Source organism: Mycobacterium adipatum, from assembly GCF_001644575.1.
GTDB lineage: Bacteria > Actinomycetota > Actinomycetes > Mycobacteriales > Mycobacteriaceae > Mycobacterium > Mycobacterium adipatum.
Genome location: NZ_CP015596.1, coordinates 5,547,063 through 5,563,788, shown reverse-complemented (window position 1 = coordinate 5,563,788; position 16,726 = coordinate 5,547,063). Strand labels below are relative to the sequence as shown.

The 16,726-nt window shown below is 68.4% G+C and carries 19 protein-coding genes; 16 read left to right on the top strand and 3 right to left on the bottom strand.

The window, feature by feature from the left end; genetic code table 11:
• Window positions 1–2: 2 nt before the first annotated feature.
• The 3 genes from A7U43_RS26490 (at window position 3) to regX (ending at window position 2,856) form a co-directional block, all read left to right on the top strand.
• Window positions 3–752, top strand: coding sequence for a phosphoglyceromutase (locus A7U43_RS26490; protein ID WP_197499924.1), 750 nt, complete (start codon window positions 3–5; stop codon window positions 750–752).
• 211 nt (window positions 753–963) lie between these two features.
• On the top strand, window positions 964–2,136 hold the full coding sequence (locus A7U43_RS26485; RefSeq protein ID WP_068001028.1) for a sensor histidine kinase: 1,173 nt from the start codon (window positions 964–966) through the stop codon (window positions 2,134–2,136).
• A gap of 33 nt (window positions 2,137–2,169) precedes the next feature.
• A complete protein-coding gene (gene regX, locus A7U43_RS26480; RefSeq protein ID WP_068001024.1) occupies window positions 2,170–2,856 on the top strand; it encodes a two-component sensory transduction protein RegX in 687 nt (228 codons plus the stop codon).
• On the opposite strand, the gene A7U43_RS26475 is transcribed toward regX, so the two are convergent.
• Entirely contained in the window at window positions 2,838–3,644 is an 807-nt protein-coding gene (locus A7U43_RS26475) for a DUF3109 family protein (protein ID WP_231963473.1), read from the bottom strand. The genes regX and A7U43_RS26475 overlap by 19 nt on opposite strands.
• Before the next feature lie 34 nt (window positions 3,645–3,678).
• Here A7U43_RS26475 and A7U43_RS26470 point away from each other — a divergent pair, with 34 nt between their 5' ends.
• From A7U43_RS26470 to A7U43_RS26435, 9 genes are all read left to right on the top strand, one after another.
• Entirely contained in the window at window positions 3,679–4,659 is a 981-nt protein-coding gene (locus tag A7U43_RS26470; RefSeq protein ID WP_068003841.1) for a Ppx/GppA family phosphatase, read from the top strand.
• Entirely contained in the window at window positions 4,656–5,666 is a 1,011-nt protein-coding gene (locus tag A7U43_RS26465; protein ID WP_068001020.1) for a hypothetical protein, read from the top strand. Before A7U43_RS26470 ends, A7U43_RS26465 begins: the two co-directional genes overlap by 4 nt.
• A complete protein-coding gene (locus tag A7U43_RS26460; protein WP_068001016.1) occupies window positions 5,667–6,512 on the top strand; it encodes a sugar phosphate isomerase/epimerase family protein in 846 nt (281 codons plus the stop codon).
• A complete protein-coding gene (locus A7U43_RS26455; RefSeq protein ID WP_068001013.1) occupies window positions 6,509–7,315 on the top strand; it encodes a thioesterase family protein in 807 nt (268 codons plus the stop codon). The genes A7U43_RS26460 and A7U43_RS26455 overlap by 4 nt, the downstream gene beginning before the upstream one ends.
• An 89-nt stretch (window positions 7,316–7,404) precedes the next feature.
• Window positions 7,405–8,256, top strand: a complete 852-nt coding sequence (gene proC, locus A7U43_RS26450) for a pyrroline-5-carboxylate reductase (RefSeq protein WP_068001011.1) — start codon at window positions 7,405–7,407, stop codon at window positions 8,254–8,256.
• 137 nt (window positions 8,257–8,393) lie between these two features.
• Window positions 8,394–8,624, top strand: coding sequence for a cell division/environmental response transcriptional regulator (locus tag A7U43_RS26445; protein WP_057170115.1), 231 nt, complete (start codon window positions 8,394–8,396; stop codon window positions 8,622–8,624).
• 76 nt (window positions 8,625–8,700) lie between these two features.
• Complete coding sequence (locus A7U43_RS29405) at window positions 8,701–8,802, top strand: 30S ribosomal protein bS22 (protein WP_003402602.1); 102 nt, start codon at window positions 8,701–8,703, stop codon at window positions 8,800–8,802.
• A 22-nt stretch (window positions 8,803–8,824) separates the two neighbouring features.
• A complete protein-coding gene (locus tag A7U43_RS26440) occupies window positions 8,825–9,880 on the top strand; it encodes an SDR family oxidoreductase (protein ID WP_068001008.1) in 1,056 nt (351 codons plus the stop codon).
• Between the two features lie 35 nt (window positions 9,881–9,915).
• Complete coding sequence (locus tag A7U43_RS26435; RefSeq protein ID WP_068001005.1) at window positions 9,916–10,983, top strand: lysophospholipid acyltransferase family protein; 1,068 nt, start codon at window positions 9,916–9,918, stop codon at window positions 10,981–10,983.
• Between the two features lie 36 nt (window positions 10,984–11,019).
• Here A7U43_RS26435 and A7U43_RS26430 read toward each other — a convergent pair whose 3' ends face one another.
• Complete coding sequence (locus tag A7U43_RS26430) at window positions 11,020–11,550, bottom strand: FAS1-like dehydratase domain-containing protein (RefSeq protein ID WP_068001002.1); 531 nt, start codon at window positions 11,548–11,550, stop codon at window positions 11,020–11,022.
• 26 nt (window positions 11,551–11,576) lie between these two features.
• Window positions 11,577–12,377 carry an HAD family hydrolase gene (locus tag A7U43_RS26425; protein WP_197499923.1) on the bottom strand — a complete coding sequence of 267 codons (801 nt, stop codon included), beginning with the start codon at window positions 12,375–12,377 and terminating at the stop codon, window positions 11,577–11,579.
• Window positions 12,378–12,457: 80 nt separating this feature from the next.
• Between A7U43_RS26425 and A7U43_RS26420 the strand changes: the two genes are divergently transcribed.
• The 4 genes from A7U43_RS26420 to A7U43_RS26405 all read left to right on the top strand — a co-directional run bounded on the left by A7U43_RS26420 (window position 12,458) and on the right by A7U43_RS26405 (window position 16,724).
• On the top strand, window positions 12,458–12,667 hold the full coding sequence (locus tag A7U43_RS26420; protein WP_418287701.1) for a glutaredoxin family protein: 210 nt from the start codon (window positions 12,458–12,460) through the stop codon (window positions 12,665–12,667).
• Window positions 12,668–12,781: 114 nt separating this feature from the next.
• On the top strand, window positions 12,782–14,128 hold the full coding sequence (locus tag A7U43_RS26415; protein ID WP_068000996.1) for a glutamyl-tRNA reductase: 1,347 nt from the start codon (window positions 12,782–12,784) through the stop codon (window positions 14,126–14,128).
• Entirely contained in the window at window positions 14,125–15,060 is a 936-nt protein-coding gene (hemC, locus tag A7U43_RS26410) for a hydroxymethylbilane synthase (RefSeq protein ID WP_068000993.1), read from the top strand. Before A7U43_RS26415 ends, hemC begins: the two co-directional genes overlap by 4 nt.
• Window positions 15,057–16,724 carry a bifunctional uroporphyrinogen-III C-methyltransferase/uroporphyrinogen-III synthase gene (locus tag A7U43_RS26405; RefSeq protein WP_068000991.1) on the top strand — a complete coding sequence of 556 codons (1,668 nt, stop codon included), beginning with the start codon at window positions 15,057–15,059 and terminating at the stop codon, window positions 16,722–16,724. The genes hemC and A7U43_RS26405 overlap by 4 nt, the downstream gene beginning before the upstream one ends.
• The last annotated feature ends 2 nt before the right edge of the window (window positions 16,725–16,726 follow it).

Below are 16,726 nucleotides of genomic sequence, written 5' to 3'. Positions count from 1 at the left end.
GAATGCCAGCCATGGCGAATCTGATCCTGCTGCGTCACGGCGAGAGCGTGTGGAACGAGAAGAACCTGTTCACCGGTTGGGTCGATGTCGACCTCACCGAGAAGGGCCGGGCCCAGGCGGTGCGCGGCGGCGAGCTGCTCGCCGAGCAGGGCGTGCTGCCCGATGTGCTCTACACCTCGCTGTTGCGCCGGGCGATCATCACCGCCAACCTGGCGCTGGAGGCCGCCGATCGACTCTGGATTCCGGTGCACCGCGACTGGCGGCTCAACGAACGGCACTACGGTGCGCTGCAGGGTCTGGACAAGGCCGCCACCAAGGAGAAGTACGGCGACGAGCAGTTCATGGCCTGGCGGCGCAGCTATGACACGCCGCCGCCGCCCATCGAGAAGGGCAGCGAGTTCAGCCAGGACGCGGACCCGCGCTACGCCGATATCGACGGCGGCCCGCTGACCGAATGCCTCGCCGACGTGGTGGCCCGGTTCGTGCCCTACTTCGAGCAGACGATCGTGCCCGACCTCAAGGCCGGCAAGACGGTGCTCATCGCCGCGCACGGCAACTCGCTGCGCGCTCTGGTGAAGTACCTGGACGGCATGTCCGATGAGGCCATCGTCAGCCTTAACATCCCCACCGGTATCCCGCTGCTCTACGAGCTGGACGGCGAACTCAAGCCCACGGTGCCCGGCGGGCGGTACCTGGACCCGGAGGCCGCCGCGGCAGGTGCCGCCGCGGTCGCCGCGCAGGGCGCGAAGTAGAACCTGCGCAGGGCGCGAAGTAGAACCTGCGCAGGGCGCGAAGTAGAACCTGCGCAGGGCGCGAAGTAGACCCCGCGCCGGGCGCTGAACAGGCCAACGTCAGGTGAACACAGGTAAACAGCGACCGAACTCCTGTGTTTGATCGTGTGACTTCTCCCGGATTGGCCGCACGCTGCTGGGATGACGTTCACCTGATGCGTACGCTTTTCGCGTGAGTGTCGGTTCCGCGTTGCTGTTGGCGGCAGCGTTGGCATTGCTTGCGCTGGGGGGCGGCGTGGCGGCGGGGATGGTGGTGTCCTCGCGAATTGCGCAGCGCCGGGCCCGCCGGATGGCCGACGAGGGCCGCGGTATCACCATCTCGCAGATGCTGAGCCACATCGCGGCGATGTCCCCGATGGGGATCGTGGTGGTCGACCGGTTCCGCGACGTGGTCTACATGAACGACCAGGCCGCCGAACTGGGCCTGGTGCGTGACCGGCTGCTCGACGATCGCGCCTGGCAGGCGGTTCAGCGCTGCCTGTCCACCGGACAGGACGTCGATATCGACCTGTCCCCGCGCAAACGGCAGAAGTCGGGACGGTCGGGGCTTTCGGTGCGCGGGCATGTGCGGCTGCTGGTCGAGGAGGACCACCAGTTCGCGGTGGTCTTCGTCGGCGATCAATCCGAGCAGGCGCGTATGGAAGCGACCCGGCGCGATTTCGTGGCCAACGTCAGCCATGAACTGAAGACACCGGTGGGCGCGATGGGTGTGCTCGCCGAGGCGCTGCTGGCCTCCACCGACGACCCCGACAACGTGCGGCGTTTCGCCGAGAAGATGGTGGTCGAATCGAACCGGCTGGCCAGCATGATCGGTGAACTGATCGAGCTGTCCCGGTTGCAGGGCGCCGAACCGCTGCCCCAGCTGGAAGCCGTCGATGTCGACACCGTCGTCGCCGAGGCGCTGTCACGCTACAAGGTGGCCGCCGACAACGCCGATATCGCCATCACCACCGACGCCCCGACCGGTTACCGGGTGCTCGGCGATGAGCGGCTGCTGGTGACCGCCATCGCGAACCTGGTCTCCAATGCCATCGCGTACTCGCCAGACGGTTCCGCGGTGTCGATCAGCCGGCGCCGTCGCGGCAACGATATCGAGATCGCGGTGACCGACCGCGGTATCGGCATCGCACGGGCCGACCAGGAGCGGGTGTTCGAGCGTTTCTTCCGGGTCGACAAGGCCCGTTCCCGGGCCACCGGCGGCACCGGGCTGGGCCTGGCGATCGTCAAACACGTGGCCGCCAACCACAACGGATCCATCCGGTTATGGAGTCAGCCGGGCACCGGCTCGACGTTCACCCTTGCCATACCGGCCATCCCGGACGACAGATCGGTCGATGAGGACTGATCGGTTGAAGCGTACTAAGAGAGGACCAACCCCATGACGAGCGTGCTGATCGTTGAGGACGAGGAATCCCTGGCCGACCCACTGGCCTTCCTGCTGCGCAAGGAGGGCTTCGAGGCCACCGTTGTCGGGGACGGCCCGGCCGCGCTGGCCGAGTTCGAGCGGGCCGGTGCCGATATCGTCCTGCTGGATCTGATGCTGCCCGGGATGAGCGGGACCGATGTGTGCAAACAGTTGCGGTCGCGCTCCAGCGTGCCCGTCATCATGGTCACCGCCCGCGACAGCGAGATCGACAAGGTGGTCGGGCTGGAACTCGGCGCCGACGACTACGTGACCAAGCCCTACTCGGCGCGCGAGCTGATCGCCAGGATCCGCGCGGTGCTACGCCGCGGCGCCGACAGCGACGATGCCGGTATCGCCGACGGCGTGCTGGAGGCCGGCCCGGTGCGGATGGACGTGGAGCGCCACGTGGTGAGCGTCAACGGGGAACCGATCACCCTGCCGCTCAAGGAATTCGACCTGCTGGAGTACCTGATGCGCAACAGCGGGCGGGTGCTGACCCGCGGGCAGCTGATCGACCGGGTGTGGGGTGCGGATTATGTCGGGGACACCAAGACCCTCGACGTGCACGTCAAACGGCTGCGGTCCAAGATCGAAGCCGATCCGGCCAGCCCGGTGCATCTGGTGACGGTGCGCGGGCTGGGCTACAAGTTGGAGGGCTGAGACTCCGCGGCGCGGGTGGCCGGATGCACGGCGATCAGGCCGAGCTGTCCGCGGCGCTTGCACATGGCGGCCAGTTCGGCGTACGCCTTGTCACCGAGCAGTGCGGTGAGCTCCGGCCGGTAGGACTGCCAGACCGGCCGTTCACCGACATGGGTGGCCGGGTCGCCGGTGCAGTACCAGTGCAGGTCCAGGCCGCCCTCGCCCCAGCCGCGCCGGTCGTACTCGGTGACGACGGTGACCAGCACATCGGAGCCGTCCGGTCGGGTCACCCAGTCCTGGGTGCGGCGGATCGGTAGCTGCCAGCACACCTCGGGTTTCATCGTCAGCGGCTCCACACCCAGCTTGAGCGCCTTGGAGTGCAGGGCGCATCCGATACCGCCCGCGAAACCGGGCCGGTTCAGGAAGATGCACGCGCCCTTGTACTTTCGGGTACGCAGGTTGGGTTTGCCGTCATACTCGTCCTCCTCCAGGTAGCCCTTGCGGCCCAGCCCCTTGGAGCGGAAATGCCAGTCCTCGTCGGTCAGCGTCTTGACCGCGTCATCGAGCAGGGCGCGGTCGTCGTCGTCGGACAGGAAGGCCCCATGCGAGCAGCACCCGTCATCGGGGCGATCTTCCACGGTGCCCTGGCAGGCGGGCGTGCCGAACACACAGGTCCATCTGGACAGCAGCCAGGTCATATCGGCCTTGATCAGATGTTTGGGATCCTCGGGGTCGTAGAACTCCACCCACTCGCGGGCAAAGTCCAGTTCGACCTCGCCACCGATACCGCCGACATGTGATGTGCCCACAGCCGTCAACGGTAAACCCACTAACGTGGGTCGCGTGCGATTGGGCGTGCTGGATGTGGGCAGCAATACGGTGCATCTGTTGGTTGTCGACGCCCATCGCGGCGGGCACCCGACACCGATGAGTTCCACGAAGGCGGCGCTGCGCCTTGCCGAGGCCATCGACGCCAGCGGGAAGCTGACCCGAAAGGGTTCCGACGCCCTCGTCGCCACCATCGACGAGTTCGCCAAGATCGCCACCAACTCGGGGTGCGCGGAAATGATGGCCTTTGCGACCTCCGCGGTGCGCGATGCCAAGAACTCCGAGGCGGTGCTCGCGCGTGTGCAGGCCGAGACCGGTGTGGCGCTGCGGGTGCTCAGCGGGGTCGACGAGTCCCGGCTGACCTTCCTGGCGGTGCGCCGCTGGTACGGCTGGAGCGCCGGGCGGATCGTCAACATCGACATCGGCGGCGGATCGTTGGAGCTCTCCAGCGGGGTCGACGAGGAGCCCGAGGTGGCGATGTCGCTGCCGCTCGGCGCCGGCCGGATGACCAGGGAATGGCTGTCCGAGGATCCGCCGGGGCGCCGCCGGGTGGCCGTGCTGCGGGACTGGCTGGCCAACGAGATGTCGGAGGCCGGCGCGGTGATCCAGGCCGCGGGCACCCCGGACCTGACGGTGGCCACATCCAAGACGTTCCGTTCGCTGGCCCGGCTCACCGGTGCGGCCCCCTCGGCGGCCGGTCCGCGGGTGAAGCGGACCTTGACCGCGGCCGGGCTACGGCAGGTGATCGCATTCATCTCTAGGATGACTACGGCCGACAGAGCAGAGTTGGAAGGGGTGAGTGCCGAACGGGCGCCACAGATCGTGGCGGGCGCATTGGTAGCTGAGGCGAGCATGCGAGCGCTGGGTGTCGAAACGGTACAGATCTGTCCCTGGGCATTGCGGGAGGGACTGATTCTGCGCAAACTCGACAGTGAAGCGGACGGAACCGCCCTGGTCGAGACCACCCCAGCCACTCCCAAGGGCAACACACGATGACAGAACCGAGCGATACCACAGCCACTCGCCCGATATCGGTGGCGGAACTGCTCGCCAAGAACGGCTCGATCGGTTCCCCGGCCCCGGGCGGCCGGCGCCGACGTCGCCGCGGCAATGCCGACGCGGTGACCGTCGCCGAATTGACCGGTGAGATCCCGATCGTCGCGCTCGAGGAACCGCCGACGGCCGAGGAAATCCCGGTCCCGGCCGATGTCGAGGACGAGGCGCCGGCCGCCGAGGCCGAGCCCGAGCCCGAAGCCGCGCCGGAACCCGAACCCGAAACCGAAACCGAGCCCGAGGCCGAGCTGGAGCCCGAGGCCGAATCCGAGGCCGGGACGGAACCCGAAGCGCAGGCCGAAGCCGACTATTCCGACCATCTGCAGCAGCGCGATGCCGACCCCGCACCACTGGAGTTCACCCCGCGCCGGCACGCGCACCTGCTGAAAAAGCACCCGCATGCTCCGGCCGGCGGCGCCGAGCAGATGAGCTTCGATCCGCTGCACGATGACACGGTCCAGGACGAGGACGAGGACGGCGCGGGCGTCAAGACCCGCCCGTCGTATCTGAGGTCGCCCGCCGACGCACTGTTCGGTGGCGATTCCGTGGCCGACGATGTGGCCCGCCGCGGCCGGACATCGGGTCCCGAGGACATCGATCTGGACGGCGACCTTCCCGATACGCAGAAGGTGGCCATCGATTTCGACGAGCCACTGGCCGCCCTGGATCTCACCGAACCCGATGCGCCGTCGCCGTTCATGCACGGCGTGTGGATCGTGGTGCAGAGCATCCTCGCGGTCGCACTCGGTGCCGGTCTGTTCATCGCCTTCGACCAGCTGTGGAAGTGGAACAACATCGTCGCGTTGGCGCTGTCGGTGCTGGTGATCCTGGGTCTGGTGGTCGGTGTGCGGGTGGTGCGCAAGACCGAAGACATCGCCAGCACCCTGATCGCGGTGGCGGTGGGTGCCATGGTGACGCTCGGGCCGCTGGCCCTGCTGCAGTCCACCTAAGTGCGTCCCGCGATCAAGGTCGGCCTGTCGACGGCCTCGGTGTACCCGCTGCGGACCGACGCCGCCTTCGACTACGCCGCGCGGCTGGGCTACGACGGTGTCGAGCTGATGGTCTGGGCCGAACCGGCCAGCCAGGACATCTCGGCCGTCGAGGCCATGTCGCAGACCTACGGCATCCCGGTGCTCTCGGTGCACGCGCCGTGTCTGCTGATCTCGCAGCGCGTGTGGGGCGCCAATCCGATCGCCAAGCTGGAACGCAGCGTGCGGGCCGCCGAGCAGTTGGGCGCCCAGACCGTGGTGGTGCATCCGCCGTTCCGCTGGCAGCGCCGCTACGCCGAGGGATTCAGCGCCCAGGTGGCCGAACTGGAAGCCGGCAGCGACGTGCTGGTCGCGGTGGAGAACATGTTCCCGTTCCGGGCGGACAGATTCTGGGGCACCGGAGCGCCCTCGATCGAGCGGATGCGCAAACGCGGCGGCCGGCCGGGGCCGGCCATCTCGGCGTTCGCACCGTCCTACGACCCGCTCGACGGTGGGCACGCCCACTACACGCTGGACCTGTCGCACAGCGCCACCGCCGGCACCGATGCACTGGAGATGGCGGCGCGGATGGGCGACGGCCTGGCGCACCTGCACCTGTGCGATGGCAGCGGCGCCTCCACCGACGAGCATCTGGTGCCCGGCCGGGGCAGCCAGCCGGCCGCCGAGGTCTGCAGGCTGCTGGCCGCGAGCGATTTCACCGGCCACGTCATCCTCGAGGTCACCACTTCGGGTGCCCGTACCGCCGCCGAACGGGAGGCCCTGTTGACCGAGTCCCTGCAGTTCGCCCGAGAGCATCTGCTGCGATGAGCGTGCTGTTCAGCGATGCCATGCGCCTTCAGCCGGCCGGCGGCGGCGTCTACGACGGTGTGCTCGACGAGCACTGGACCATCGGGCCGAAGGTGCACGGCGGGGCGATGCTGGCGTTGTGCGCGAACGCGGCACGCACCGAAGTGAGAGTCGACGACATCGAGCCGATCGTGGTGTCCGGAAACTTCCTGTGGGCACCCGATCCCGGTGCGCTGCAGGTGCACACCACGGTGCGCAAGCGCGGGCGTCGGATCAGCCTGGTCGACGTCGAGCTGAGGCAGGGCGATCGGGTGGCGGTCCGCGCGGCGATCACCTTGGGCGTGCCGGAGCACGACGCGGCACCGCTGCTGTCCACCAACCCCGTGGTGGCGCTGATGACACCCGAACCGCCGCCCGGGCTGGAGCCGATCGGGCCGGGCCACCGGATGGCCGACATCGTGCACCTGGCGCACGGCTGCGACATCCGGCCGTCGCTGACGACGATGGCTCCGCGCTCGGACGGCGGCCCGCCGGTCATCGAGTACTGGGTCCGGCCGCGCGGCGAATCCCCGGACGTGCTCTTCGCCCTGCTGTGTGGCGACGTGTCGGCCCCGGTGACCTTCGGGGTCAACCGGTTCGGCTGGGCGCCCACCGTGCAGCTGACGGCCTTCCTGCGGGCCCGCCCGGCCGATGGCTGGCTGCGGGTGCTGTGCACGACGACCCAGATCGGCCAGGAGTGGTTCGACGAGGACCATGTCGTGGTGGACTCGGCGGGGCGCATCGTGGTGCAGAGCCGTCAGCTCGCGCTGGTGCCGCCGCCCTAGGAGGGACTTTCCCCCCGTCGCTTCGCTCGCCCTGGGACTTTCCCCCGTCGCTTCGCTCGCCCTGGCACGGGTCATGGGAAACTGCACCCGTGTCAAGAATCGCGATCATCGGCGGAGGAAGTATCGGCGAAGCGCTGCTCTCGGGGCTCCTGAGGGCGGGACGTCAGGTCAAGGACCTGGTCGTCGCCGAGAAGCATCCCGACCGCGCCAAACAGCTGGCGGAAACCCATTCGGTGTTGGTGACCTCGGTGGCCGACGCCGCCGAGAGCGCCGCCTACATCATCATCGCCGTCAAACCGGCCGATGTGGAGGCGGTGACCGGTGAGATCGCCGCGGCGGTTGCCGGGGCCGAGGGCAGCAGCGAGGAGCAGGTCTTCGTCAGCGTGGCCGCCGGCGTGAGCACGACGTTCTTCGAGGCCAAGCTGCCCGCGGGGGCGCCGGTGATCCGGGTGATGCCGAACGCGCCGATGGTCGTCGGCGGCGGGGTCAGCGCGGTGGCCGCCGGCAGGTTCGCGACACCGGAGCAGGTCAAGGAGGTGACGGCCATCTTCGACACGGTCGGCGATGTGCTCACCGTCGCCGAAGCGCAGCTGGACGCGGTGACCGCGGTCTCCGGCTCCGGGCCGGCCTACTTCTTCCTGATGGTCGAGGCGCTCATCGACGCCGGGGTGGACGTCGGGTTGAGCCGGGACGTGGCCACCGAACTCGTGGTGCACACCATGGCGGGATCGGCGGCGATGCTGCTGGACCGCCGGGACAACACCCCCGCCGGTGCGATGGACACCTCGGCGGCCGCGTTGCGGGCCGTGGTGACATCCCCGGGCGGCACCACCGCCGCTGGTCTGCGGGAACTCGAACGTGGTGGCCTGCGCAGCGCCGTCTCCGATGCCATCGCCGCGGCAAAAACACGCTCTGAGCAGCTCGGAATTACATCCGAGTAGTTCACCAATTTCGGACGGATTAGCCCACACCCGTCGCAATAACCCCAGTGGCCACGCTATTCTCCTCGTGTATGCACGCGTACGTGCCAGCGGTGGGGAAGCCGCTGGAACGGCCGTGCCTTATGGATTGGGTTGCGATGACGTCATTGAACGGGCCATCGGCGCGGGATTCCGCCGGGGACGGCCAGCCGAAGGCTCAATTTCTCACCGTCGCGGAAGTGGCAAGCCTGATGCGGGTGAGCAAGATGACCGTCTACCGACTGGTGCACAACGGCGAACTGCCCGCGGTGCGCGTCGGACGGTCGTTTCGCGTGCACGCCAAGGCGGTCCACGACCTGCTCGAGACGTCGTACTTCGACGCCGGATAGCACGCGTTTTCCTCTTGACCGGGCCACCCAGGTAAGGTGACGCGGTCAGTTCACTCATTGGTAGGTAGCGGAGTTCATGGGTTCAGTTATCAAGAAGCGGCGTAAGCGCATGTCCAAGAAGAAGCACCGGAAGCTGCTTCGTCGTACTCGGGTTCAGCGTAGAAAACTGGGTAAGTAGCGCATCCCGATAGGCTGGCCCGATGGACGAGCAGGCGACCGAACCGAAAGTGGTGCTGGTCACCGGCGCCTGCCGTTTCCTCGGGGGCTATCTGACCGCCCGGCTCGCGCAGAATCCGGCGATCGACCACGTCATCGCGGTCGACGCCATCGCACCGAGCAAGGATCTCTTACGCCGGATGGGGCGCGCGGAATTCGTGCGCGCCGACATCCGCAACCCGTTCATCGCCAAGGTCATCCGAAACGGTGACGTCGACACCGTCGTCCATGCCGCGGCGGCGTCCTACGCACCGCGGGCCGGCGGACGGGCCACCCTCAAAGAGCTCAACGTGATGGGTGCGATCCAGCTGTTCGCGGCCTGTCAGAAGGCGCCGTCGGTACGCCGGGTCGTCCTCAAATCCACCTCCGAGGTGTACGGGGCGAGCTCGCGGGACCCGGTGATGTTCACCGAGGACGGCGGCGCGCGCCGGCCGCCCGCCGACGGTTTCGCCCGCGACAGCATCGATATCGAGGGGTATGCCCGCGGCCTGGCCCGCCGGCGTCCCGATATCGCCGTGACCATCCTGCGGCTGGCCAACATGATCGGGCCCGCAATGGACACGGCGCTGTCGCGGTATCTGGCCGGCCCGGTGGTGCCCTCGGTGCTGGGCCATGACGCGCGGCTGCAACTGCTGCACGAACAGGACGCCCTTGGCGCGCTGGAACGTGCCACTGTCGTCGGCCGCGCCGGCACCTTCAACATCGGCGCGTCCGGCATCATCATGATGAGCCAGGCCATCCGTCGATCCGGCCGGGTGGCGTTGCCGGTGCCGCGTTCGGCCCTGGCCGCGGTCGATTCCCTCAGGCGCGCAACGAGTTACACCGAACTCGATCGCGAGCAGCTGAATTATCTGAGCTACGGCCGGGTGATGGACACCGCGCGCATGCGTAACGACTTAGGGTATAACCCTAAGTGGACGACAGCGGAGGCTTTTGACGATTACGTGCGGGGACGTGGTCTGACTCCGATCATCGACCCGAAATGGGTACGCTCGATGGAGAGTCGTGCGGTGGCGTTGGCGCAACGCGTCGGAGGCTAGGCGGACTTGAGAACGGGCCGGGGAGAGGGTGACGCGTGGTGGGTGAACCCAGGGCGAAAGTGATTCCGCTGCACTCCAATTCGGGTCGGTCCTCGGCGCAGCGCCGAGCCTCGCAGCGGAACGACAGTGCGCGCAGGCACCCGTCATTGCTCACCGATCCCGATGACCGGGCGTCCGCCGAGCAGATCGCCGCCGTCGTTCGCGAGATCGATCAGCATCGCAACGGCGCGGCCGGTGGTTCGCCCGTCGAGGACACCCCCAACGAGCTGGCCCGCGCGATCTCCGGCATCGCCGAGTTCGTCACCAAGCGGATGACCGGCGACTACACCGTCGACGAATTCGGGTTCGACGCCCACCTCAACGACGCTGTCGTGTTGCCGATGCTGCGCGGGCTGTTCAACTCCTGGTTCCGGGTCGAGGTCAGCGGTATCGAGAACCTGCCGCTGGACGGGGCCGCACTGGTGGTGGCCAACCACGCCGGCGTGCTGCCGTTCGACGGTCTGATGGCCTCGGTCGCCGTGCATGACCACCATCCGCGCCATCGGGCGCTTCGCATGCTCGCCGCCGACCTGGTGTTCGATATGCCCGTCCTCGGTCAGGCCGCTCGCAAGGCCGGGCACACCGTGGCCTGCACCGCCGATGCGCACCGCCTGCTCGCCGCCGGTGAGCTCACCGCGGTGTTCCCCGAGGGCTACAAGGGCCTGGGCAAGCCGTTCAAGGACCGCTACAAGCTGCAGCGGTTCGGCCGCGGCGGGTTCGTCTCGGCCGCCCTGCGCGCCCAGGTGCCCATCGTGCCGTGCTCGATCGTGGGCTCCGAGGAGATCTATCCCAAGATCGGCGATATCAAGGTGCTGGCACGGGTGCTGGGCCTGCCCTACTTCCCGGTGACCCCGCTGTTCCCGCTGGCCGGCCCGCTCGGGCTGGTGCCGCTGCCGTCCAAGTGGCACATCCGGTTCGGTGAGCCGATCTCGACCGAGGGCTACGACGAGACCGCCGCCGACGATCCGATGGTGACCTTCGAACTGACCGACCACGTCCGCGAGACCATCCAGCACACGCTGTATCAGTTGCTGGCCAGCCGCCGGAACACCTTCCTGGGCTAGTTTCTCGCCGCGAAAACGCCGATTTCGGCGCCGCAATCAGGCGTTCTGGCCGGCGACCATCTTCGCGATCGCGGCATCACGGGCCGCTGCGATCTGCGCGGTCACCTCATCGGCTTCGCCCTCGTGCTCGGCTTCGCCCAGAATGGTGACGACCGTGGTCATCACCGGGTTTCCGTCGTCATCGGTGACCTCGCCGCGCACCTCGGTGAGGATGGCGCCGTGCGATTCGATGACGGAGTCCAGATACGAGTCGAACCACAGCTTGTCGCCGACCTTGATGGGGCGGTGGAAGATCAGCTTCTGGTCGCGGTGCAGCACGCGCTCCATGTTCACCGGCACATCGAACTGGTTGAAGATCTCCAACTGGACACGCCGGCCGGCCACCGCGATGAACGTCAGGGACGCGATGATGGCGTCGTGCCCGTGCTCGGCGGCGCCCTCTTCGGAGTGATGCGCGGGATGCTCGTCCTGCACCGCGTTCGCGAACTCGCGGACCTTCTCCCGGCCGACCTCGAAATAGTCGGGGTAGCGGAAGTGGGTTCCGACGATTTCATCTGCGATTCCCATGGCGGGTCAGCCTATCAGCGCGAGGGTCAGCCGCCCCCGTCGCGGCGAGAGGCCACCGCGGCCAGCGCACCGCCCACCGCGCCCAGTGCCAGCGCCGACGGGACCCCGATCCGGGCCGCCCTGCGCGCGGTACGGAAGTCGCGGATCTCCCACCCGCGCTCGCGCGCGACATCGCGCAGCGCGGCATCCGGATTGATCGCCACCGCGGTGCCGACCAGTGACAACATCGGCACATCGTTGAAGCTGTCCGAGTATGCGGTGCATCGGCGCAGGTTGAGGCCCTCGCGGATGGCCAGCGACCGGACCGCATGCGCCTTGCCCGCCCCGTGCAGGATGTCGCCGACCAGCCGGCCGGTGAACACACCGTCGACCGACTCGGCGATGGTGCCCAACGCCCCGGTCAGGCCGAGGCGCCGGGCGATGGTGTCGGCGAGCTCGAACGGGGTGGCGGTCACCAGCCACACCTGCTGGCCGGCGTCGAGGTGCATCTGGGCCAGCGCCCGGGTGCCCGGCCAGATCTTGTCGGCGATGATCTCGTCGTAGATCTGTTCACCGAGCTCGACCAGTTCGGCGGTGGAGCGGCCCTCGATGAACGCGAGCGCCTTCTGCTTGCCCTCGGCGACGTCGTCGCTGTTCTCCTTGCCGGTGAACTGAAACTTGGCCTGCGCGTAGACGATTCCGAGGATGTCGCCGTAGGTGAAGTACTTGCGGGCAGCCAGTCCGCGGGCGAAGTGCACCAGCGAGGACCCGTGCACCAGCGTGTTGTCGACGTCGAAGAACGCGGCCGCGGTCAGGTCCGGCGGCGGCGGCGGGGGCGTCTCGGACACCTCTCAACCCTAAGTCACGCAGGGGCGATACTGGATGTGTGGACCATCAGGTGGTGTTGCTCACACGAGCCGGCTGCAGCATGTGTGCCCGCGCGGCCGAGACGCTGGCCGCGCTAGCCGACGAACTCGGCTTCGCGCTGAGCACGACCGACGTCGACGCGGCGGCTGCCGCCGGGCAGCCCGCTCTGCGCGCCGAGTACGGAGACCGGCTGCCGGTGGTGCTGCTCGACGGCGCCGAACACAGCTACTGGGAGGTCGACGAACCCCGGTTGCGCGCGGATGTCAGTTAATTTGGTAGCGCGCTGGTGAACGGCTACTTTGGACCCTGACCGGGGCGATCGGAGCGACGGAAATAGCCGTCCTGGGCGAGCGAAGCGACGGGAAGTGTCGAAGGTGATGATGCCGTGAGCGTGCTGCTATTCGGGGTTTCGCATCGCAGTGCGCCGGTGTCCGTTCTGGAGCAACTGAGCACTGACGAATCCGATCAGGCCAAGATCATCGACGAGGTGCTGCAGTCCTCGCTGGTCACCGAGGCCATGGTGCTCTCGACCTGCAACCGGGTCGAGGTGTACGCCGTGGTCGAGGCCTTCCACGGCGGCCTGTCGGTCATCGGTCAGGTGCTTTCCGAGCATTCCGGTATGGGTCTGGGCGATCTCACCAAGTACGCCTATGTGCGTTATGCGGAAGCCGCCGTCGAGCATCTCTTCGCCGTCACCAGCGGGCTGGATTCGGTGGTCATGGGCGAGCAGCAGGTGCTCGGCCAGGTTCGGCGTGCCTACGCCTCGGCCGAGGCCAACCACACCGTCGGACGCACCCTGCATGAACTGGCCCAGCGGGCGCTGAGCGTCGGCAAGCGGGTGCACACCGAGACCGGTATCGATTCCGCGGGCGCGTCGGTGGTGTCCGTCTCGCTGGACATGGCGCAGAAGCGCCTCGATCAGGGCCTGGTCGGTAAGACCGCGGTCGTGGTCGGTGCCGGTGCCATGGGCGCGCTGGCCGCCAAGCACCTGGTTCGCGCCGGCGTCGAGCGCGTCGAGGTGGTCAACCGCTCGCTGCCCCGGGCCGTCCGGCTTGCCGAGAACATCACCGAACTGGGCGTCGACGCGCACGCCCACCTGCTCGACGACATTTCGGCGGTGCTGGCCACCGCCGATGTGGTGGTCAGCAGCACCGGTGCGGTGCGTCCGGTGATGTCGCTGGCCGATGTGCACCACGGTCTGGCGGCGCGGGACGGCGACCGGCCGTTGGTGATGTGCGACCTGGGCATGCCGCGCGATATCGATCTCGCGGTGGCCGGCCTGCCCGGCGTGCACGTCATCGATATGGACCGCATCCAGCGTGAGCCCGCCGCCCGCGCGGCCACCTCCGATGCCGACGCCGCCCGCGCGATCGTGGCCGCCGAGGTGGCCAACTACCTGACCGGGCAGCGGATGGCCGAGGTGACGCCGACCGTGACGGCCCTGCGCCAGCGCGCCGCCGATGTGGTCGAGGCCGAGTTGCTGCGCCTGGACAACCGGCTGCCCGGGCTGGACTCCACCCACCGCGACGAGGTGGCCCGCACGGTCCGTCGCGTCGTCGACAAGCTGCTGCACGCTCCCACGGTGCGGGTGAAGCAGCTGGCCGGTGCCCCCGGCGGAGACAGCTACGCCGAGGCGCTGCGCGAACTCTTCGAACTCGACCCGCAGGCCGTCGACGCCGTCTCCGGTGGCGAATTGCCTTTGATCACAACAGATAACGACAAGCCCGAGTGATCCGGATCGGCACCCGGGGCAGCCTGCTCGCGACGACTCAGGCCGGTTTGATTCGTGACGCCCTGATCGCCAACGGCCATCCGGCAGAGTTGGTCATCATCGCCACGGCCGGGGACCAATCCAGCGCACCCATCGCCGAGATCGGTGTCGGAGTCTTCACCGCGGCCCTGCGCGAGGCCGTGCTCGACGGCGTCGTCGACATGGCCGTGCACTCCTACAAGGATTTGCCGACCGCCGCGGACCCGAGGTTCGCCATCGCCGCCATCCCGCCCCGTGAGGACGCCAGGGATGCACTGGTGGCCCGTGACGGCATGGTGCTGGGGGAGTTGCCGGCCGGGTCCACGATCGGCACGTCGAGCCCGCGACGGGCCGCGCAGCTTAGAGCACTGGGTCTCGGTTTGGAAATTCGCCCCCTACGAGGCAACCTAGACACCAGGTTGAACAGGGTAAGTAGCGGTGATCTCGACGGAGTCGTCGTCGCCCGGGCGGGTCTTGCACGCATCGGACGACTCGACGCTGTCACCGAGTCGCTCGAACCGGTGCAGATGTTGCCGGCACCGGCTCAGGGGGCTTTGGCAGTGGAGTGTCGCGCCGGGGACAGTGCGCTTGTCGCGGTGCTGGCGGAGTTGGATGACGCCGACACTCGAGCCGCGGTCACCGCCGAACGTGTCCTGCTCGCCGAACTGGAGGCGGGCTGTTCCGCGCCGGTGGGTGCCATCGCTGAGGTGGTCGAGTCCATCGATGAGGACGGCCGGGTCTTCGAAGAGCTGTCGTTGCGCGCCTGCGTGGCGGCGCTGGACGGATCCGACGTGATCCGTGCGTCCGGTATCGGGACTCCGGAACGGGCACGGGAGCTAGGGCTCTCGGTGGCCGCGGAGCTGTTCGAACTGGGTGCGCGCGACGTGTTGGCAGATGCTGGGAGTGACAGATGACTGGGCACGCAGGTAGCCGGGGCCGAAAGATCCGGCCCGGCCGTATCACGTTCGTAGGCTCCGGCCCGGGCGATCCAGGCCTGCTGACGACACGTGCGCGGACGGTACTCGCCAACGCCGCGACGGTGTTCACCGACCCCGATGTACCCGAGGCGGTGCTGGCGCTGGTCGGTTCCGAGTTGCCGCCCACCTCCGGGCCCGCACCGCACGCTCCCGCGTCGGACTCCGATGGCGGCGAGGCGCCCGCGGTGCTGCCCGGTGGCGCCGATGTGCGTCCCGCGCTGGGCGACCCGGCCGAGGTCGCCAAGACGCTGGCCGCCGAGGCTCGCCACGGTGTGGACGTGGTTCGGCTGGTGGCGGGCGATCCGCTGTCGGTCGACGCGGTCATCACCGAGGTCAACACGCTGGCGCGAACCCACCTGAACTTCGAGATCGTGCCCGGGCTGCCGGATACCACGGCCGTGCCGACCTATGCCGGCCTGCCGCTGGGGTCCTCGCACACGGTGGCCGATGTCCGTGACCCGAACGTGGACTGGGCCGCGCTGGCCGCCGCACCCGGGCCGCTGATCCTGCACGCCACCGCCTCGCATCTGGCCGACGCGGCGCGCACCCTGGTGGAGTTCGGCCTGGCCGAGAACACTCCCGCCGTCGTCACCGCGCACGGCACCACCTGCCAGCAGCATTCGGTGGAGACCACGCTGTCCGGCCTGGGGGACAAGGCCATTCTGACCGCGGCCGAGTCCACCGGCGGTACCCCCGGTCCGCTGGCGGGTCCGTTGGTGGTGACGATCGGCAAGACCGTTGCCAACCGGGCCAAGCTGAACTGGTGGGAGAGCCGCGCGCTGTACGGCTGGACCGTGCTGGTGCCGCGCACCAAGGATCAGGCCGGCGAGATGAGCGATCGCCTGGTCACCCACGGCGCACTGCCCGTCGAGGTGCCCACCATCGCCGTCGAGCCCCCGCGCAGCCCTGCCCAGATGGAAAGGGCCGTAAAGGGTTTGGTGGACGGCCGGTTCCAGTGGGTGGTGTTCACCTCGACCAACGCGGTGCGTGCGGTGTGGGAGAAGTTCAACGAGTTCGGCTTGGACGCGCGCGCATTCTCCGGCGTGAAGATCGCCTGCGTCGGTCAGGCAACCGCCGACCGGGTCCGCGCCTTCGGTATCAATCCGGAGCTGGTGCCCACCGGTGAGCAGTCCTCGCTCGGCCTGCTCGACGAGTTCCCGCCCTATGACGAGATTTTCGATCCGGTGAACCGCGTGCTGCTGCCGCGCGCCGATATCGCGACCGAGACGCTGGCCGAGGGCCTGCGTGAACGTGGTTGGGAAATCGAGGATGTCACCGCCTACCGCACCGTTCGGGCCGCACCGCCGCCGGCGCATACCCGCGAGATGATCAAGACCGGCGGATTCGACGCGGTCTGCTTCACCTCGAGCTCCACGGTGCGCAACCTGGTCGGTATCGCGGGGAAGCCGCACGCACGGACCATCGTCGCGTGCATCGGTCCCAAGACGGCGGAAACGGCCGTGGAATTCGGCCTGCGCGTCGATGTGCAGCCGGAGACGGCCGCGGTCGGGCCGCTGGTCGAGGCGCTCGCCGAGCATGCTGCGCGACTGCGGGCCGAGGGCGCACTGCCCCCGCCGCGCAAGAAGAGCCGCCGGCGCTAGAC